Raw genomic sequence first — 17439 nt, 5'->3', positions numbered from 1 at the left:
TCGGATCCTAAAAGGCATTGTCGTCCAAGGCGGCCACCGACCGGGCATGGCGTTGGCGACGCACTTGGGTCATCGCGTTGCTTTCGCCGAAGCTCAGGCAGTGGGTGATGCAGACGGTGACACATGCGGGCTGCAAACCCTGATCGACACGGTCCATGCAGAAATCGCACTTGACCACCTTGCGCGATTCGCGATGCCATTGGGGCGCGCCCCAGGGGCAGGCGGAGATGCATGCCTTGCAGCCGACACACAGGTCGGCCTCCACGAATACGATGCCGTCCTTTTCCCGCTTTTGCATGGCGCCGGTGGGGCAGGCATCCACGCACCACGGTTTTTCACAGTGAAAGCAGTGCATGAACACGAAAGAGGCCCGAGGGTGTTCCCCCACCATTTTGGGCCCCACGGGCACGATCTGGCTCGGCTTGGGACCCGGCGGCAATCCCTTGTTGGCTTTGCACTGGACTTCGCAGGCATGACAGCCAATGCACTTGCGGGTATCTTGAAACAGATAAAAATCACTCATGTGGTTCTCCTTCTCATAACACGCGGCAAGCCGCGTCTGCCGAAAATGGATTCACCGACCGGTGATATCGGGTCAGGCGGCGGCCGGTTCCGTTTCAGCGGCCTTGACGGTCACAAAGGTGTCGTGCAGTGCAGGGCTGCCGCCCACCATGTCGGTGATGCTCTCTTGCAGAACGCTGTCGGAAACCCCTTTGGCATAACAGCGTTGGGCCTCCCGGGCTTCATGGCCGAAACCGTGCACCATGAAGACCGCTTCCGGGTGAATCATGTCGCTGACATAGGCCTTGAGCGTGCCGCTGCCGCGACTGCTGGTCACCTCCACCATCTGACCGTCGGCGATGCCCAGGGCTTTGGCGCGGGAAGAGTGGATCCACAAGTTGTTTTCGGGGTATAGCTCGTTCAAGTAGGGGTTGTTCTGGGTGGAGATGTGGGTGTGAAAGGCCACCCGGCCCACTACCAGTCGGAAGCGATCCTGCTCTGCTTTCGGCACCGGCACGTAGGGCGGAAAAGAGGGGAAGCCGGCATCCTCCAGCAATGCGGAGCGCAGCTCGATCTTGCCCGAGGGGGTCTTGAACTTGATGCCATCCTTGCGGTCCCAGAAGATGGCGTCCTTGGCGTAGGCCACGAACCCCTTGGCCTCGAAGTCGGCCATGGTGAATCCGGTGCCTTCCAGTTGCCAGGCCACCAGCTCCTCCATGGTGTTGTAGGGAAAGTACTTTTCAATCCCCAGGCGCTCGGCCAATTGTTTGAGCATCATGGCGCTTTCGCGGGTTTCGTGCAGGGGCGGGATGACCTGGCGACGCAGGAACATCTGGGGCTTGAGCCCGTTGGCCTGCTGGATGCAGTCGGTGCGTTCGAAATAGGTGGACTCCGGCAGCACCACGTCGGCGTACCAGGCGGTGTCGCTGAAATTGACATCGATGGCCACCAACAGATCCAAATTCTCGAAGGCCTTTTTGGTCTTGTTGGTGTCGGGAATCGATTTGAGCGCGTCGAAGCGATTGATGATCAGCGCCTTGATCGGATAGGGTTCACCGGTCTGGATGGCGTCGATCAACGTCTGGGGAACACCGTGGGCGGCATCGGGCAGCGGCAGTTGCTTGCCGCCCACGCCGTCCGCCCTGGGCGCATCGACCTTGGGCAGCTCCTGCTCCGTCAGCTTGCGTGCCGCTTTGCCGCCCGTTTCGCCGGGGCCCTTTTTGAAAAAGAGGCCGCCGGGCGCCTCGATCGCTCCCATCAGCACATTGAGGATCAGAATGGACCGGCGCAGATAGGTTTCATTGGCATGATGGGCGCCGCGGTAGCCGAAATGAAATATGACCGACGGCTTGTCCCGGCTGATTTGCCGCGCCAGTTTGACGATCCGCTCTGCGGCGATGCCGGTTTCCCCTTCGGCCCACTCCGGCGTATAGGGCCGGACGAACTCCTTGAGATGGGACAACCCGCTGACCCAGCGATCCACGAAAGCTTCGTCGTAGAGCCGTTCATTGAGGATCACATGCATCAGGGCGTAGTTGAGGGCCAGATCGGTCCCCGGCCGGATCATCCAGTGCCGGGTCGCCTTGGTGGCGGTGATCGTGACCCGTGGGTCGATGTAGGTCAACTGGGCCCCGTTGGACAGGGCGGTCATCAAGTTTCTGACCTCCTTGACCGCCACCGCCTCGAACATATTGCGGCCGTAGAGCACGACGTGTTTGGCCTTGTCGTACTGCATGCCCATCTGAGCGTCGGTGTAGCCGAAGAGGCTGCGGCAGGCGGTATTGACCGATCCTTTGCACAGCGCGTCATGGGTGTGGTGGTTGGGTGAGCCGATGGCTTTGAGGAAAGTCTTGCTCACATGAGTGGAAAGGTTCGTGCGCTCGATGAGGGCCACGCTGCGGCCGCCGTGGGTGTCGATCACCTTCTTGAGTTTGTCGGCCACATAGTCCAGCGCCTCTTCCCACGAAGCTTGGCGCCACTGCCCGGAACCCCTTTCGCCATCGCGAATCAAGGGGGTGTGCAGTCGTTGGTGATCATAGAGTAAGGCGGTGCCCGCCGCGCCCTTGGGGCAGAGGCTGCCTTCGATGCCGGCCACGTGGGGATTGCCCTGGACCCACTGCACGCGGCCATTGGCCACTTCCACCTGGATGGGGCAGCGTACGGAACACATGAAACATAAGGAATAGTAAGTTTGGCTCACAGTCCTCCTCCGTGCGTGTCACCTTGAAAGGTTGTTCCTGTCAGGGTGCGTTTTATCGGATGGGGAAGTTGCGTGGCTTCCCGAATCGTTGTCGCAATCCGCCCGCCCTGCCAAGCCCGGATGGACCGGGCGGGCGGCGGGCCGGGGATGTATTTTAGCAATTTCCATACCACCCTTCAGTGTGTCGTGGGGGCGAAAGAGGCCCCCGCCCGGGTTTCGGCAAGGCCGGTGGATCGGTTTGATTCGCCTTATATCCGGTATGTTATCTTTTTGCGGAGATGAGGGCCACAAGAAGGCCAAGGCGTTGCCACCGTATTGGAATGCCAAACTTATGGTGCGTGCCATAAAATTATTGCTTGTACAGATAACTATCTTTATTAATATAAAATTTCAGATATTGCAAATGGGTGCAAAATTTTATATGCACCTTTTGGCGCGCAGACGCTTGTGGCTGTATGGAGTTAACGGCCGGCAATGGCCCGACACATTTTTAACTTTCTGTTATCGAATGGATTTCAGGCTGGGGCGGTTTTTGAAGGGAATCGCCGCCCGATGGCCCGGCACGGTGGCATATGGCTTGCTTATTGAAGCATGCGTTTCACTTCCGGTTTTTTCCTACGCTCGGTAGCAGCTGCCTGCCGGCAGCGTACAGCCACGAAAACGCAGGGCAAAGGGTTCGGGTCGCGCCGGGTGCGGCGGCCTTATCGATTTCCATTTCACAGGAGGACCGCCATGTATGCCGATCCCGTTCAAACGAGACGGCGCACCGTCGTGGGCCGGCACCTCGCTATCCCGGCAGCGGTTCTGCTGTGGGGCCTGCTGTGGGGTTGGCCCGCACCGGCGTGGGCCATTCAATCCCATGGCGGCCCCGAGGGGCTGCATGCCCACCAGATGGCCCACCTGTTCTTCGGCTTTTCCATGGGTCTGTTGATCTACTGGCTGCGCAAGCGGCGACTGGTTACCGAACAGGGCTGGCGCTTCATACAGTACGGCGCGCTCTTTTTCATCGCCTGGAATCTGAATGCCTTCTTCGGCCACTGGCTGGAAGAGGCCTCGGGTCTGCTGGTGACCGAACGGGTCGGCCCCATGCACATCCGGATCACCACCAGCGAGGGCTACGGTTGGCTGGGTGTGGTCTTTTACCTGGTCAAACTGGACCACCTGCTATGCGTGCCGGCCCTGGTCTGCCTTTACCTCGGCCTGCGCCGCCTGCTGCGGGACGCCGATCAGAGGCGGCAAGCGGAGACGGGGGCATGACGGTCACCTTTCTGCCCATTTGGATCGTGGATGTGGGAGGGGCGCTGTTGATGATCGTCTTCTCCTTTCTCTGCGTGCATATCGCCCTTCGGTTGCGGCGGCGGGATCCACAGAACATTGTTTGGGCCTTCATGATGTGGGTCAGCGTCACCCTGGCCCTGTTCGCCGTATCCCGCTCCCTGGGGCACATCGTCAAACAGTTGCTCATCATCAGCGGCCATGCGCAATGGTGGTCGCCCATCCGCCCCTTCAGCGGCGCCATCAACACCCTGACCTTCATGATGGTGGGTGCGGCCACCCTCTTTTTCGAACGGACCTGGACCATTTACCAGGACATCATCCGGGATCGCCAGGCCCTGGCGACCGCGCACCAGGAGATGCTGCGCCTGAACCAGGAGCTGGAACGGCGGGTAGGGGAGCGAACGCGGGCCCTGGACTTGTCCGAACACAAATATCGACGCATCTTCGAAGCCAGCAAGGATATGATCGCCGTCACCGACAGGCAGGGCCGCTTGTTGGATCTCAACCCGGCCGGCTATCAAATGCTCGGCCTGGCACCGTCTGCCACGGGCATCGAGGGTCGTTCGCTGCAAGATTATATTGCCGATGCGGCCGAATGGCGGCAAATCGCCGACAGCATCGATGTGAAGGGTTTTGTCTCCAGCATCGAGGTGGGGTTGCATGCCGGCGGCGGGCCGGTGCGGCGGGCGCTGCTCAGCGGCGGGGCGGTCCGGGAAGTAGCGGAGGGGGAGGAAACCCTCCATTTTCTGGTCAAGGACATCGAACAGCAGTACATGGTGCGCGAGCAGATGGCCCAGGCCGACAAGCTGGCCTCCATCGGCGAACTGTCCTCCGGCATCGCCCACGAGATCAACAACCCCCTGGGCATCATCCTGGGTTACACGCAATTGATGCTGCGCAACGAACCCGGCGACTCGGATCGCGCCGCCGATTTAAAAACCATCGAAAAGCAAGTGCGCCACTGCAAATCCATCGTGGAAGACTTGCTCAATTTTGCCCGCACGTCGGCCCCCAAGCGAGAGCTGTGCGATATTCACGACTTGATCGATGATGTGCTACACTTCATGCAGCAGCACGCACGCATGGACGGCATCCGTTTGCGCACCGTTTATGAGCGCGAGGTGGGGCCGCTGCGGCTGGATGAAAAGAAAATCCGGCAGGTGTTCATCAATTTGCTGATGAACGCCCGGCACGCCGTGGGCAAGGAAGGGGAGATCACTATCGAGACCGAGCAGGCGGACGGCGGACGCAAGGTGTGCATCCGGGTCCGGGACACCGGGCCGGGCATCGCGGCCGATCTGCTCAACCGCATCTTCGATCCCTTCTTCACCACCAAGCCCACCGGTGAGGGCACCGGCCTGGGACTTTCGGTCAGCTACGGCATCATCAAGAACCACGGCGGCGATATCCGGGTGGAGAGTGCCCCCGGCCGGGGGGCCGTCTTCACCATCGTCCTGCCGGTGGCTGCCAATGGCCTCAATGAAAGGGAACATCGTGACCGCGAACCTTCTGATCGTCGATGACGAACCGGATATGTTGCAACTGCTCAAACGCAGTCTCGAGCCCGACCTGCAGTGCCGGGTCTGGACCGCCGCCACCGGGGAGTCGGCCCTGCACCTGTTGGGCCGGGAGGCCTTCGATCTGGTGCTGGCCGACATCAAAATGCCGGGCATGGACGGCATGGCCTTGCTGCAGGCGATTCGCAGCCGCCATCCGGGATTGACGGTGGTGATGATGACCGCCTACGGCCACATCGATATGGCCGTCGCGGCGCTGCGGGCCGGCGCCTACGACTTCATCACCAAGCCCTTCGAGCACGATACCCTGGTGTTGCGCCTGGAGAAGGCCCTGGAGCGCAACCGCCTGATTCGCGAGAACCAGCGGCTGCAACAGCACTGCCGCGAAGATGGCGGTTTTCAAGACATGGTCGGCCAGAGTCCGGCCATGCGCCGGGTGATCGAGACCATCCAGATGGTGGCCAAGAACGACCTGACCGTTTTGATTACCGGCGAATCGGGCACGGGCAAGGATCTGACCGCCCGCGCGGTGCATGCCCTGAGTTTGCGCCGCAAGGGCCCCTTCGTGGCGGTCAACTGCCCCACCGTGCCGGAGAACATCCTGGAGAGCGAGCTGTTCGGCTACAAAAAAGGGGCCTTCACCCACGCCACCCAGAACCGCATCGGTCTGTTCCAGGAGGCCCATGGCGGCACCATCTTCCTCGACGAGATCGGCGACATCAGCCCCGCCATCCAGACCAAACTGCTGCGGGTACTTCAGGAAAAAGAGATCAAACCTCTTGGGGATGTCCATTCGGTGCAGGTGGACGTGCGCATCGTGGCCTCCACCAACCAGGACCTGAAGGCCAAGATCCGCCGGCAGGAGTTTCGCGAAGACTTCTTCTATCGCCTCAACGTGCTGCCCATCCACCTGCCGTCGCTGCGCGAGCGGGTCGAAGACATCCCGCTGCTGGCCAACCACCTCCTGGAAAAGCACTGCCGGGAGTTGGACAAACCGCGCAAATCCATCTCGCCCGAGCTGATGGTCGCCTTCCAGAGGCGCTATTGGGAAGGCAACATCCGGGAACTGGAGAACATCATTCTGCAAGGGATTCTCTTTTCCAGCGACAATGTCATCCGCCCCGCCGATGTGAACCTGCAAGAGGATTCAGCCCCGGCCGCCGCCCTGGACGACGGCCTGAAGAACCTGCCCTACAAAAGCGCCAAGGAGCGCAACCTGCGCCACTTCAACCACGCCTACATCGGTCACCTGCTCACCGAATGCCAAGGCAACGTCTCCCAGGCGGCCCGCATGTGCGGCCTCGAACGCCAGGCCCTGCAACAAATCATGCGCCGCTACGGCATCCTCGCCGACAAATACCGAATATAAGGGACGTTCATGAAAATATGAAAATAGCGTACGGATACCCATCTGACGGGGGGCGGCGGTTTTCGCTGTCAAAACAGCAGTGGCTTTTATTTAGATTGTAAGCAGCTTAAAACAGTCGGTTGAGCACCGGATAGGCGTCCCTGGCCATGAGCGCCCGCCCGCGCGCGGCGGCGTGGCTGATGGCCGACTGGGAACGATGCAGCCGCTGCGCCAAGGTCGCCTGGGTGACGCCGAGGCGGTCCGTCGCCAGGAAGCAGAGCAGGTCCCTGGCCGTGGTGCGGCGCCGGTCCCGTTGGCGATCCAGCACCATGGCAGGCGTGATTTGCAAGCAGTCGGCCACCATGGCGATGAGCTTGTCCAAATCGTAGCCCGCTTGCTGCAGGCGAAAGCGGTTTTGCAGCCGTTCTTCGGCCCTTTCCAGGGCGCGGTCGACAAACCGGCCGTCACCCAGAATGCGCTCATCCCCTTTTTGATAGTCGCCGACCCGGCGGTTGGCCTTGATGGCCGCCCATCCGCCCTGACTGCGCAGCAGGCCGCCACCGGCCAGATCGCTGCGCCGTCCCATTGCGACGCCCTTGGCGACAAACTGATCGTAGCGGCGCCTGGCGGCGTTTTCGGTGACGCCGAAACGGGCCAGGATGGTGTGGCGATCCTGCCAGGGGTGTTGCAAGCGGCCCAGGAGCACACCGTGGCCGCAATAGGCATAGGTCCGGAGTGCCCGCAAATCCGCCACCAGGCCGGCCCGCAAGGGATTGAGATGAATGTAGCGCACCAACTCCAGCAAATAGGGCTCTTCCTGACACAGAATGGAGCGGTAGCGGTTCTGGAACAGATGCCCCACCCGTTCGTGGCGGCGATTGAAGCGCACGGCATGGGCGGTCAACAGCTTTTGCATGAGGAAGGTGAGGGGATGGTGGCCGGTTTGCAGCAGCAGGTGGAAATGGTTGGGCAGCAGGGCCCAGGCGAAACAGCGGGTACCCGATTCATCCAATAACTGCGCCAAGCGCTCCAGAAAGAAGCGATGGTCGCTGGGGTCGGCAAAGATGGTTTGGCGGTTGAGGCCTCGGACGATGACATGATGCAACGCACCGGGCGCATCGATGCGGGCTTTGCGTGGCATGCGCCTGCAGATAGCCCATAACCGTCTGGAAAGCAATACAAAAGAGGGTACATTTGCGATGGTAGCCGTTGCGTTCAATGTAAAGGTGATGTACAGTCAGGTCCTATGGCATGTGTTCAAGCAGGGAAAGGACCATGATGAACGCTTTAACGGCGCGCCAGCAGGAATTTCTGACCTATCTGCGCGATGCCATGGCCCGCGACGGCCGTACGCCGAGCCTGCGGGAGGCGGCCAGGGATTTGGGGGTCAGCCACATGGCGGTGTCCCAGCAGGTGCAGGCGTTGGAGGCCAAAGGGGTGATCAAGCGGGATCGGCGCTACGGTCGCACGCTCCATCTCATGGATGAGGCCTTGGCGGCGGGACAAGGGGCGGCCGAACGGGCGCGGGTGGTGCCCGTCGTGGGCAAGATCGCCGCCGGTCTGCCCCTCTACGCCCAGCAGGAGTGGGATGGGCGGATCGTGGTGGATGGCAAGCGGTACACCGCGCACGGCCTGTTTGCGCTGCGGGTGCGCGGGGACTCCATGATCCGGGACGGTATTCTCGACGGTGACCTGGTGATTTGCGAACCGCGGCAGTTCGCGACCAATGGCGAAATCGTGGTGGCCCTGATCGGGGGCGAAGAGGCCACGGTCAAGCGGTTCTTCCTCAAGGGCGAGCGCATCGAGCTGCGACCGGCCAACGATGCCATGGCGCCCATGCTGTTCGATCTGAGCGACGTGCTGATCCAAGGCAAGGTGGTCGGCCTTTACCGCGGCCCGGAAGGGTTTGGGCCCTAAGAACCGGCCCGACCGTCGTCACAAGGCTCCTGGATGTCGTCCATGCGGCTGTGCTCCGCCGTGCTGGAAAGGGTGCACTGGTCCAAGGGCTCGGCGGTGAGCATGGGTTCGCCACAACATTCGGGGGCCGCGCTGCCTTTTTCCACTGTTGCGTTGCCTTCGCAGTGGGCGCACTTGAAATGGCTTTTTTCGCTCATTTGTCTGCTCCTTTTCCGGGTTGCCTGCAATTTGGGCCGCCGAGGTACGGCCGCCACTTTCATCCGACCATGCCCGCATCATAATGCCTCTTTATGCCACAAGCAAACGATCCCATGGCTTGATGTTTGCGGGGATCGGGATTATGGATGCCTTCATGGGGTCCCGCTGGTCGGTTCAACCGATTTCAATAACTGCGGACACGTCATCCATTTTTCGGTAAAGGAGATCCTCCGGTGACCGCCAACGCCTTCTCACTGCCTTACGGGACAACCGCCCTGGAATTTCACTGCGGTTTTCGACCCGAATCGCTCACGGTGCGCGATCCGGCGGTGACCATCGATCCGCCGCGGTTTCGCCGGCGTTTGGACCGTTATTTGGCGGACGCCGGCCTGGATCTGTCGCGAGTGGCCGTGGTGGTGGCCGATCAGACGCGCCTCTGCGGCTATCCCCAATATTTGCCCGTGCTGCTGGAGGCCCTGGCGGCGGCGGGCGCCGACATGCACCGCTTGCGCATCCACATCGCCTACGGTACCCACGGCCCCCAGGACGCGGGGCGTTGCCGGCAAGCCTACGGTACCGCCTACACGGGGCCGCCGACATGGGTGCACCACGACAGCAACGACCAGGATGCCTTTGTGACCCTGGGCACCACCGGGCGGGGCACACCGGTGCGGCTGCGGCGGGACATCGTCGATGCAAGCTGCGTCATCACCTTCGGCGCCATCGCCCATCACTATTTCGCCGGCTTCGGCGGAGGACGCAAGCTGATCTTTCCCGGTCTGGGCGAACGCGCCGCCATTCACGCCAACCACGGCCTCTTTTTGGACCGCGCGGGCCGCCGGCTGGCCCCCGGATGCCAAGCGGGCCGCTTGGCGGGCAATTCCCTGGCCGAGGACCTGGCCGAGATCGAAGCCTTTCGCCCCGCCGATCTGGCCGTCCACGGCATCCTGGACAGTCACGGCCAGGTGTGCGACCTGCTGGTGGGCAGCGGCGAGGCCCATTTTCAGGAAGCCTGCCGCCGGCACGCCGACGGCTGCACCATCGCGGGCGGCCCCTTCGACCTGGTGCTGGCGGCCTGTGGCGGGTTTCCCAAGGACATCAACCTGATTCAGAGCCACAAGGCCATTCACAACGCCGCCGCCTTCGTGCGCGACGGCGGTCGCCTGATCGTGCTGGCCCGCTGCGACGGCGGTGTCGGTTCCGACACCTTTTTGCCCTGGTTCGACCTGGGCAGCCGGGATGCGGCCTTCGATCGATTGGCGGCCCACTATGCGGGCAACGGCGGCACGGCCCTGGCCATGATGGCCAAAACCGCCCGCATTCGCATCGGCCTGGTGACCGACCTCGACCCGCGGGTGATCGCCGCCATCGAGTGCGACCTGCTCTCCCCGGAGCAGGCCCACCGCGAAATCCTGGCCCACCGGGGCAGCATGGCGGTCATGCCCAATGCCGGCGTGGTGATCCGGGCCCAAGGGGGTACCCCATGAGCCCGAGCGGCACCCTCCAGGCCCCCTTCGGAGAATTGGCCGCCGCCATCGCGGGCGAGGTCCACACCGACCCCGTGCGGCGCAGCCTGCTGGCCACCGACGGCAGCATTTTCCAGAAAATGCCCGCCGCCGTGGTCTATCCCCTCAGCGAGGCGGATGTCCAAGCCGTGGTGCGCTTTGCCGCGCGCCGGGGCTTCAGCGTTCATGCCCGGGGCGCCGGTAGCGGGCTTTGCGGCGCCTCCCTGGGCGACGGCATCGTGGTGGACTTTTCCAAGTTCATGCACCGCCTGCGTCGCCTGGACCTGCAAGCAGGGATCTTCGTGTGCGAACCGGGCTATCGTCTGGGGGAGCTGGAGGTGGCCCTCAAAGGCAGCGGTCGCTTCTTCCCGCCCGATCCATCCAGCGGCGAATACGCCACCTTCGGCGGCATGAGCGCCACCAACGCCAGCGGCGCCCACTCGGTGAAATACGGCAATGTGGCCGATTATCTGCTGGATGCCCGGGTGGTGTTCGCCGACGGCACTGCCGCGCAGTTGTCCGTCCTGGCGCAGACCCCCATCGACCAACTGCCGGGCGCCATGGCCCGCCTGGCCCGCCTTTACCAGCAACACGCCGCTACCATCGAAAGCGCCTACCCCGACATTCGCTGCAACGTGGCGGGCTACAACCTGCGCGGCCTGGTGCAAGACGACCGGCTCTTTTTGCACCGGCTGTTGTGCGGCGCCGAAGGCACCCTGGGCATCGTCACCGAACTGCACTTCGCCCTGCGCGACCGACCCGCCGCCGATGCCCTCCTGGTGGCTTATTTCGACGACATCGTCAGCGCGGCCCGGGCCGTGCAGCAGGCCATGCCCCTGGGGCCGTCGGGCATCGAAATCATGGACAAGTCCCTGCTGCAACTGGCCCGTGACAGCGATCCCGCCTTAAAAGAGGCGATCCCGGCCGACATCGACAACGTACTGCTGATGGAATTCGACGGCCCATCGGCCGAAGCCTGCGCCCGCCCGGCCGAGCAGTTGCAGCGCCAACTGGCCGCCGCGGGGCTCACCCAAAAGGCCCACCTGGCGGTTTCGGCCACCGAAAAGGAGAAATTCTGGGCCCTGCGCAAGGCGGCCGTGCCCACCCTCTACACCCTCAAAGGGCGACGCAAGGTACTGGCCCTGGTGGAGGATGCCGCCGTACCCGTGGATCGCCTGGTGCCTTATTTTGAAGGGGTTTACGACCTTTTCCGCCGCCGCCGCGTGCCCTTCGTGCTTTACGGCCACATCGCCAAGGGCCTGATGCACACCCGGCCGCTGCTCGATCTGAAGGACCCGGCCGACGTGGCCCTGCTGCGGCCCATCGCCGATGATGTGTACACCCTGGTGGACGTCCTGGGCGGCACCGTCTCGGGCGAGCACGGCGACGGCCGGCTGCGCACCGCCTACGTGCGGCGCAAGTATTCCGCCATCTACGACCTGTTCGTGCAAACCAAGCAACTGCTCGATCCCGGCGCCATGCTCAACCCGGAGATCAAGGTGTACGACGATCCCGACCAGATGACCAAACACCTGCGTTACGGCGCGGCCTACCAGGCCCGTCCGCCGGCCGCGCTGCGGCTGGACTGGGGCGGCCGGTTCGCCGAGGAGGTGGAAAAGTGCCACGGCTGCACCAAGTGCACCACCCTGACCACCGCCACCCGCATGTGCCCGGTCTACAAATTCACCCGCGACGAAGCCGCCGCGCCCAAGGCCAAGGCCAACGTGCTGCGGGCCCTGATCAGCGGCGCGGTGCCCGAGCAAACCCTGTTTCAGCAAGGGTTGCAACACGTGATGGCCCAGTGCGTCAATTGCGGCAGTTGCTTCCTGGAGTGCCCTTCCCACGTCCACATCCCCAAAATGGCCATGGAAGCCAAGGCCCAGTACGCCCGCCGCTACGGTGTGCCGTTGCCCCAACGGCTGACGGCCCACGTGGAACTGGCGGCCAAACTGACCCACCGCTTCACCCCCGTGATCGCCCCCCTGGCGCGGCGCCCTGCTGTGGCGCGCTGGGCCGCCCGGCTGGCCGGGTTGGCACCCCAACGCCCCCCCGTGCTGTTCGACCGCCGCTCCCTCTACCAGCGGCTGCCGCGCCGCATGGCGGGCGACGGGCCGCGGGTGCTCTATTATGCCGGCTGCTATGCCGGGTACATCCGGCCCGAACTGGGCGAAACCGCCGTGCGGGTGCTTCAGGCCATGGGGTGCGCCGTCGATCTGCCGCGCCAATACTGCTGCGGCCTGCCGCAGATTTCCAAAGGGCTGGCCGGCGCCGCCCGCCGGGCTGTCGAGAACAATCGCCGCGCCTGGGCCGATTTGGCCGCCCGGGCCGATCACATCGCCGTCACCTGCTCCTCCTGCGGCTACGCCCTGATGCACGACTGGGCCCACCTGATCGGCGAGGAAGCCGCCGCGGGCATCAGCGCCAAGACCATCCACATCACCCACCTGCTCCGCAACCACCAAGACCGCCTGCCGCCGGCGCGCCTGCCCCTGCATGTGGCCTACCACCACCCCTGCCACCTGCGCATCCAACCGGCCGCCGACAGCACCATTCGCCTCCTGTCGGCCATCGAGGCCCTACGCTTCGATGACCTGCGCAGCCACTGCTGCGGCATCGCCGGCAGTTGGGGCATGCTCGCCGCCAACGATACCCTCAGCCGCACCATCGGCGCCCCCATGATCCAGCGCCTGAACCACTCCGGCGCCGCCGCGGGCGTCACCGACTGCCCCACCTGCCAAATGCAGATGGAACACTTGGGCAACCTGCCCGTGCTGCACCCGGTGGAGGTGGTGTGGCAGGCGATTCGGAACAGTGTCGCGTGATGAAGTTGCGTTGCGGTAACAAGCGCCGCTGAGGAAAAGGGGACGCTGAACATGAAGCTCCGGCCGGTCTGAAACGGGATGCGCCGGCTATGTTGGAAATAGGTGTTGTTTCGCCGGCCGTCTTTTGCTATGTAAAGCGCCGAATTGCGGCAACCGAAACGGGGATGTAGCTCAGTTGGGAGAGCGCAGCGTTCGCAACGCTGAGGTCAGGGGTTCGATCCCCCTCATCTCCACCAGCCTTCGCTTGCAAAGCGAAGGCTGCCGCGACGTAGCCGTAAGGCGAAGTCGGGCTCCCACGACAAGCTCATATAAAGGGCGGCAAGCTACGGCTCGGCACGCCGGCCACACTTCCCCGAACACAGAGCAATGGGAAGCCCTTTCCATTTTCCGGTAATGCAATAGTCCTTTAGTCGTCTACCCAATATCCCGACATCTCCCAGGTGCGTCCTCATTCAGGCATGCGCCTTTCCTCGGTGAATATGCACCATGCGTGCAGCCAGGAGGCGCCGTTATATGGTTCCCGTTGTGGTTCGCCCATGGGCCGTTAAATGGGCCGTTAAAAGGAGTGCTATCAATTATAGAGAGTTGGGGCGGTCGAGCCGGTAGATCCTTCCACGTATCGCGCCTTGCATCCACCGTAGGGGCACGGCATTCCGTGCCCGGGTGAGCCTGATCAGCCCGCGAGGGCACGGCATGCCGTGCCCCTACGGTGAGGGTATCCAGCCGTGTAGCGAAATAAGGCTCGACACATATAATCAATCGGGTGCCTGCTGGATCGGATCGGGGAAGCGGCTCTTCAACGGTCCGCCAGTGGGGGTTGCCTGCGGTTCATGATCCTTTTTTTGATGCGGGACCAGGCGATGCGTTGGAGGATGTAAATGCAGATGAACGGGGCCAGGAAGCTGATTTCGAAGCCGCCGGCCCAGGCGGGGAGGTTGAATTGGAGATTGCCGAATCGTTTGTCCAGCCAGCCGGCCGCGATGAAGGCCGGCCACAAGGCGGCCATGCCCATGGCCATGAGCAGGAAGAAGGATTTGCCGTAGGCCTGGTTGGCCAGTTTGTTGATTCCGGTGTAGGCCTGCTCGTCACCGGCCGCTTTGGCCTTCATGGATTGTTCATGGTAGTACTCGGTCTCTTCCAGGTTGGTGGCGATCGCTTTGCGATTGACGCGATGGGCCACGGCCATGGTGAGTTCGCCGATCACGATGCACCACAAGGCAAGACAGAAGTTGCCCACCCACCATCCGGTCATGGGATTGTCGAAGAGCCGAAAGGGAAGGATCAGTACCGGGTCGATGAGGTTGAAAAAGGTTTGCATGGTGTCCACGTGCCTTTTCGTCGGCGTGCCTTAAAGAAACAATGGGCATCAGCGTCCGAACCTTTCGGTTCGGACGCTGATGCCCTGTACGTTAACACGCCCACGGGCGGGTCTCAAGGAGAGCCTAGAACGGGGGTACGATGCTGAAGCCCAGAAACCCCTTGGTGGTGTACCGGATGCCGACGTAGAAGGCGAGCACGATGAAGATGATCTTCAGCACCTTTTCCGGAATGTATTTAGAGGTGCGGGGGCCGATCATCGAGCCCACGAAAATGCCGATCAATTCCACGCCTATGAATCCCCAAGCAATGACCACGCCCTTGCCCACCATATAGGAGAAAATCGAGACGATCATGCCCACCAGCACACATAGGGCCGATGTGCCGGCCACCAGGAACATGGGCAGGCCCGCGACGGAGGTAAGGAAGGGCACGTAGAGAAAACCGCCCCCCACGCCCAAGAAAGAGGCCAGGGCCGCGATGACGATGCCGCCAATCATGGGTACGTAGGCTTTGAAGCTGAACTCCTGGCCGTAGAAGGTGAAGCGGATTTTGCCGATCATGAAGGTCATCGCCCAACCCACGAGGACCAGGATGTAGGGAACGAACCTCAGACCTTGGACAAGGTTGATCCACAGCGCGGATATTACCACCAGGGCCACGGCGACCCACATGAAGGTCCAGGATCCTTCGATGATTTTCACGCCCTGGTCCTTGGTGTCTGCCTTTTCACGAGCCGCTTTTTCGAAGGCCTGGGCGGCCGCCTTGGCTTCTTTTTTGCCGGCCGAGCCCCTGGGGGTCATTTCATAAATCAGAAAACCGCCCAGCACGAAAACGATCAGGCCGAAGAATCCCAGGTAGTCGCGCAAGGAGATCTTGCCGGCGGTCAACTCGGGAACCAGCCAGGAGCCGCCGACGCCGCCGATGGCCAGGCAGATGCCCAGGGGGGCCACCAGGCGTCCCATGCGGTAATAGTTGAACGAGGAGATCATGCCGCTGAGGCCCACCAGCCACTGGTTGGAGACGCGGATGGAGTCGGTGATCAGATTGTTCACCGGGTTGCCGCGGCCGAAGGCTTTGGCATAGTCGGCAAGGCCGAAGATGGTGATGTGGCCCACGCCGGCCATGATGCCGCCGAAGGCGCCCACGGTGGAAAAGATCCAGCCGACCCACACGGCCCACAGAAAGCCCAGCACCAGGTTGGGGTCCGGGGCGCCGGGGATGCCCAGGAAGCCGGGTGCTTCATCGGGTTTGATCACCGCCCGGGTTTGGGCGGCCGTCTCCGGGTTTTCGAGGCTTGCCTGGATGGCCGTTTTCATTTTGTCCGGCATGCCGGGCGTGGTCAAAGACGGTTCGGACTGTGCCATTGCCAGCGCCGCAAATGATAAAAGCAGCAGCAGGGCGGTTACAACGTAAATCTTGGTTCGGTTCACTATTGTTTCCCTCCTTTTCCAAAATATTTTGTTATTGGGGCCCCGGGCGATGCAATCGATGCAGCGTCGTCGCTACATCCGCATTGCATCGTCCTGAGGTGGCATCTACACAACGTGCCGTCTTGTTGCGCTCCGGTTGTCCGGCGGCAGCGCTTTACCTTGTGCACCAAACGGGTCCGGAATGATCCATGGGGTGTTGGTCGGCACAAGGCGGAGCGATCCGGGACCGCGCAGGTTGCTTGTTCTTACGCAAAATGGATGCCATTCGGCATGTCGACCAGTACAATGTTTAACAAATTGAAATAAATTGAAATAATATATGCTATGCCTTGATTTGTGATATTCATTGGGAATGAAGGGGAGCCTTTCGTACGAAATAAAAAAGATGCGTTGCAACAAAAACTTTGCACATCCTTGCAAATGTCGATCTCCCATGGGTCGCCATTCCCGCATGGCCCTTTCCTTGACCCACTTGGGTTGCGCTGTCATAATGGCGCTTCCACGAAAAAGGGGAGGATTTATGGGGCGCTGTTTGGTGGCCATAGCACTGGTTTTTGCGGGCCTGCTGGGGGCTGTGCCGCAGGCACCGGGGTGGTACGATGAAACCCACGTGGCCATTGCCAAGGCGGCCGGCGTGCCCAAGTGGTTCAACGCTGCCGCCGCCGATATCGCGGGCGGCAAGATCGGGCGCATGGAAAAATACAACCATTTCGTCAATAACCCGCGGGGCACCGTGGTCACGCCGGCCATGGTACTGGCCCAGGCCGAGCGTTACGACACCTACCATCCGGCTGGCCATTTGTACGGCGCCATCGTCACTACGGTGCGCCAGGTCAAGGCCGCCCGCGCCGCCGGGCGCTATGCCGGCATTCCCCTGGCCTACCTGATGCATTATGTCGGGGATCTCTCCATGCCGCTGCACAACACGGTCTACAATGCCTTCAACCGAGAACACCATGCCGCCATGGACGGCATCGTCAATGACGAAGTTTTAGATCAGGTTGACGCGATCCAGATCCATCCCATCGCCATCGCCTCGGAGCAGGATCTGGCACGGGAGGTGGCCCGCATCGCCAATATTTCGCTGCGCCTGGGGTACCTGCTCGAAGATGAGTCGCGGTTGCCGACCCGCCGGGAGACCTACCAACAGTTGAGCCACAGCGCCTCGTTGCTCAAAGCGATATGGCGCTACATTCTGACCGCGACCGCCCCGGACGACCACGGCGGGTGACAGTGGCGGTGTGCCGTTGCATGCGGTGAAAAGCCGCCGATGGACCTACCTGATGTGGGGTGCAATCTTATTTTTGCACTTTCGGGCAGTTTTAAGTTGGGGCCCTTACGGGCAGTTTTAAGTTTTAAGTGTTAAGTTTTAAGTTAATGAATTCTGTCGGTTAGATGTGTGT

At 62.0% G+C, this 17439-nt stretch carries 13 protein-coding genes and 1 tRNA gene; 8 read left to right on the top strand and 6 right to left on the bottom strand.

Translation table 11 applies throughout. The features are described 5' to 3' along the window. Positions 1–7: 7 nt before the first annotated feature. Both MRX98_RS16855 and MRX98_RS22205 read right to left on the bottom strand, forming a co-directional pair. Entirely contained in the window at positions 8–523 is a 516-nt protein-coding gene (locus MRX98_RS16855; protein ID WP_246912768.1) for a 4Fe-4S dicluster domain-containing protein, read from the bottom strand. 72 nt (positions 524–595) lie between these two features. Beyond that, the gene (locus MRX98_RS22205) at positions 596–2701 is read right to left on the bottom strand and encodes a molybdopterin-dependent oxidoreductase (protein ID WP_246912766.1); all 2106 of its coding nucleotides are present in this window, start codon (positions 2699–2701) and stop codon (positions 596–598) included. A gap of 732 nt (positions 2702–3433) precedes the next feature. Here MRX98_RS22205 and MRX98_RS16845 point away from each other — a divergent pair. From MRX98_RS16845 to MRX98_RS16835, 3 genes are read left to right on the top strand one after another with little or no spacing between them, the layout of a single operon-like run. After that, complete coding sequence (locus tag MRX98_RS16845; protein ID WP_246912764.1) at positions 3434–3958, top strand: hypothetical protein; 525 nt, start codon at positions 3434–3436, stop codon at positions 3956–3958. After that, the gene (locus MRX98_RS16840; protein WP_246912763.1) at positions 3955–5502 is read left to right on the top strand and encodes a two-component system sensor histidine kinase NtrB; all 1548 of its coding nucleotides are present in this window, start codon (positions 3955–3957) and stop codon (positions 5500–5502) included. The genes MRX98_RS16845 and MRX98_RS16840 overlap by 4 nt, the downstream gene beginning before the upstream one ends. Continuing rightward, on the top strand, positions 5474–6865 hold the full coding sequence (locus tag MRX98_RS16835; RefSeq protein WP_246912760.1) for a sigma-54-dependent transcriptional regulator: 1392 nt from the start codon (positions 5474–5476) through the stop codon (positions 6863–6865). The genes MRX98_RS16840 and MRX98_RS16835 overlap by 29 nt, the downstream gene beginning before the upstream one ends. A gap of 106 nt (positions 6866–6971) precedes the next feature. On the opposite strand, the gene MRX98_RS16830 is transcribed toward MRX98_RS16835, so the two are convergent. Next, positions 6972–7985, bottom strand: a complete 1014-nt coding sequence (locus tag MRX98_RS16830; protein ID WP_246912759.1) for a transposase — start codon at positions 7983–7985, stop codon at positions 6972–6974. A 134-nt stretch (positions 7986–8119) separates the two neighbouring features. On the opposite strand from MRX98_RS16830, the gene lexA reads away from it, so the two are divergent. Continuing rightward, positions 8120–8761, top strand: coding sequence for a transcriptional repressor LexA (gene lexA, locus MRX98_RS16825; protein ID WP_246912757.1), 642 nt, complete (start codon positions 8120–8122; stop codon positions 8759–8761). On the opposite strand, the gene MRX98_RS16820 is transcribed toward lexA, so the two are convergent. Continuing rightward, positions 8758–8958 (bottom strand): hypothetical protein, encoded by a 201-nt coding sequence (locus tag MRX98_RS16820; protein ID WP_246912755.1) that lies wholly within the window; start codon positions 8956–8958, stop codon positions 8758–8760. The genes lexA and MRX98_RS16820 overlap by 4 nt on opposite strands. A 234-nt stretch (positions 8959–9192) precedes the next feature. On the opposite strand from MRX98_RS16820, the gene MRX98_RS16815 reads away from it, so the two are divergent. The 3 genes from MRX98_RS16815 (at position 9193) to MRX98_RS16805 (ending at position 13522) form a co-directional block, all read left to right on the top strand. After that, positions 9193–10446 (top strand): lactate racemase domain-containing protein, encoded by a 1254-nt coding sequence (locus MRX98_RS16815; protein ID WP_246912754.1) that lies wholly within the window; start codon positions 9193–9195, stop codon positions 10444–10446. Continuing rightward, positions 10443–13286: an FAD-binding and (Fe-S)-binding domain-containing protein gene (locus MRX98_RS16810; protein WP_246912751.1), complete on the top strand. Its 2844-nt coding sequence runs from the start codon at positions 10443–10445 to the stop codon at positions 13284–13286. Before MRX98_RS16815 ends, MRX98_RS16810 begins: the two co-directional genes overlap by 4 nt. A gap of 160 nt (positions 13287–13446) precedes the next feature. Then, positions 13447–13522, top strand: a tRNA-Ala gene (locus MRX98_RS16805). A gap of 560 nt (positions 13523–14082) precedes the next feature. Here the strand turns inward: MRX98_RS16805 and MRX98_RS16800 are convergent. Both MRX98_RS16800 and MRX98_RS16795 read right to left on the bottom strand, forming a co-directional pair. Beyond that, positions 14083–14604, bottom strand: a complete 522-nt coding sequence (locus tag MRX98_RS16800; RefSeq protein ID WP_246912749.1) for a hypothetical protein — start codon at positions 14602–14604, stop codon at positions 14083–14085. A gap of 124 nt (positions 14605–14728) precedes the next feature. Then, a complete protein-coding gene (locus tag MRX98_RS16795; protein ID WP_246912744.1) occupies positions 14729–16036 on the bottom strand; it encodes a sulfite exporter TauE/SafE family protein in 1308 nt (435 codons plus the stop codon). A 520-nt stretch (positions 16037–16556) separates the two neighbouring features. On the opposite strand from MRX98_RS16795, the gene MRX98_RS16790 reads away from it, so the two are divergent. Further along, positions 16557–17267, top strand: a complete 711-nt coding sequence (locus MRX98_RS16790) for a phospholipase C/P1 nuclease family protein (RefSeq protein WP_246912740.1) — start codon at positions 16557–16559, stop codon at positions 17265–17267. Positions 17268–17439: the final 172 nt, after the last annotated feature.

Source organism: Desulfatitalea alkaliphila (assembly GCF_022968795.1).
GTDB classification, from domain to species: Bacteria; Desulfobacterota; Desulfobacteria; order Desulfobacterales; family Desulfosarcinaceae; genus Desulfatitalea; species Desulfatitalea alkaliphila.
This window is presented reverse-complemented; position numbering and strand designations above follow the sequence as displayed.

What these genes read in the sequence shown, in the direction of transcription:
- MRX98_RS16845 (WP_246912764.1), top strand. Translation starts at nt 3,434, where the DNA reads ATGTATGCCGATCCCGTTCAAACGAGACGGCGCACCGTCGTGGGCCGG.
- MRX98_RS16840 (WP_246912763.1), top strand. Translation starts at nt 3,955, where the DNA reads ATGACGGTCACCTTTCTGCCCATTTGGATCGTGGATGTGGGAGGGGCG.
- MRX98_RS16830 (WP_246912759.1), bottom strand. Translation starts at nt 7,985, where the DNA reads ATGCCACGCAAAGCCCGCATCGATGCGCCCGGTGCGTTGCATCATGTC.
- MRX98_RS16855 (WP_246912768.1), bottom strand. Translation starts at nt 523, where the DNA reads ATGAGTGATTTTTATCTGTTTCAAGATACCCGCAAGTGCATTGGCTGT.
- MRX98_RS16820 (WP_246912755.1), bottom strand. Translation starts at nt 8,958, where the DNA reads ATGAGCGAAAAAAGCCATTTCAAGTGCGCCCACTGCGAAGGCAACGCA.
- MRX98_RS16810 (WP_246912751.1), top strand. Translation starts at nt 10,443, where the DNA reads ATGAGCCCGAGCGGCACCCTCCAGGCCCCCTTCGGAGAATTGGCCGCC.
- MRX98_RS16790 (WP_246912740.1), top strand. Translation starts at nt 16,557, where the DNA reads ATGGGGCGCTGTTTGGTGGCCATAGCACTGGTTTTTGCGGGCCTGCTG.
- lexA (WP_246912757.1), top strand. Translation starts at nt 8,120, where the DNA reads ATGATGAACGCTTTAACGGCGCGCCAGCAGGAATTTCTGACCTATCTG.
- MRX98_RS16800 (WP_246912749.1), bottom strand. Translation starts at nt 14,604, where the DNA reads ATGCAAACCTTTTTCAACCTCATCGACCCGGTACTGATCCTTCCCTTT.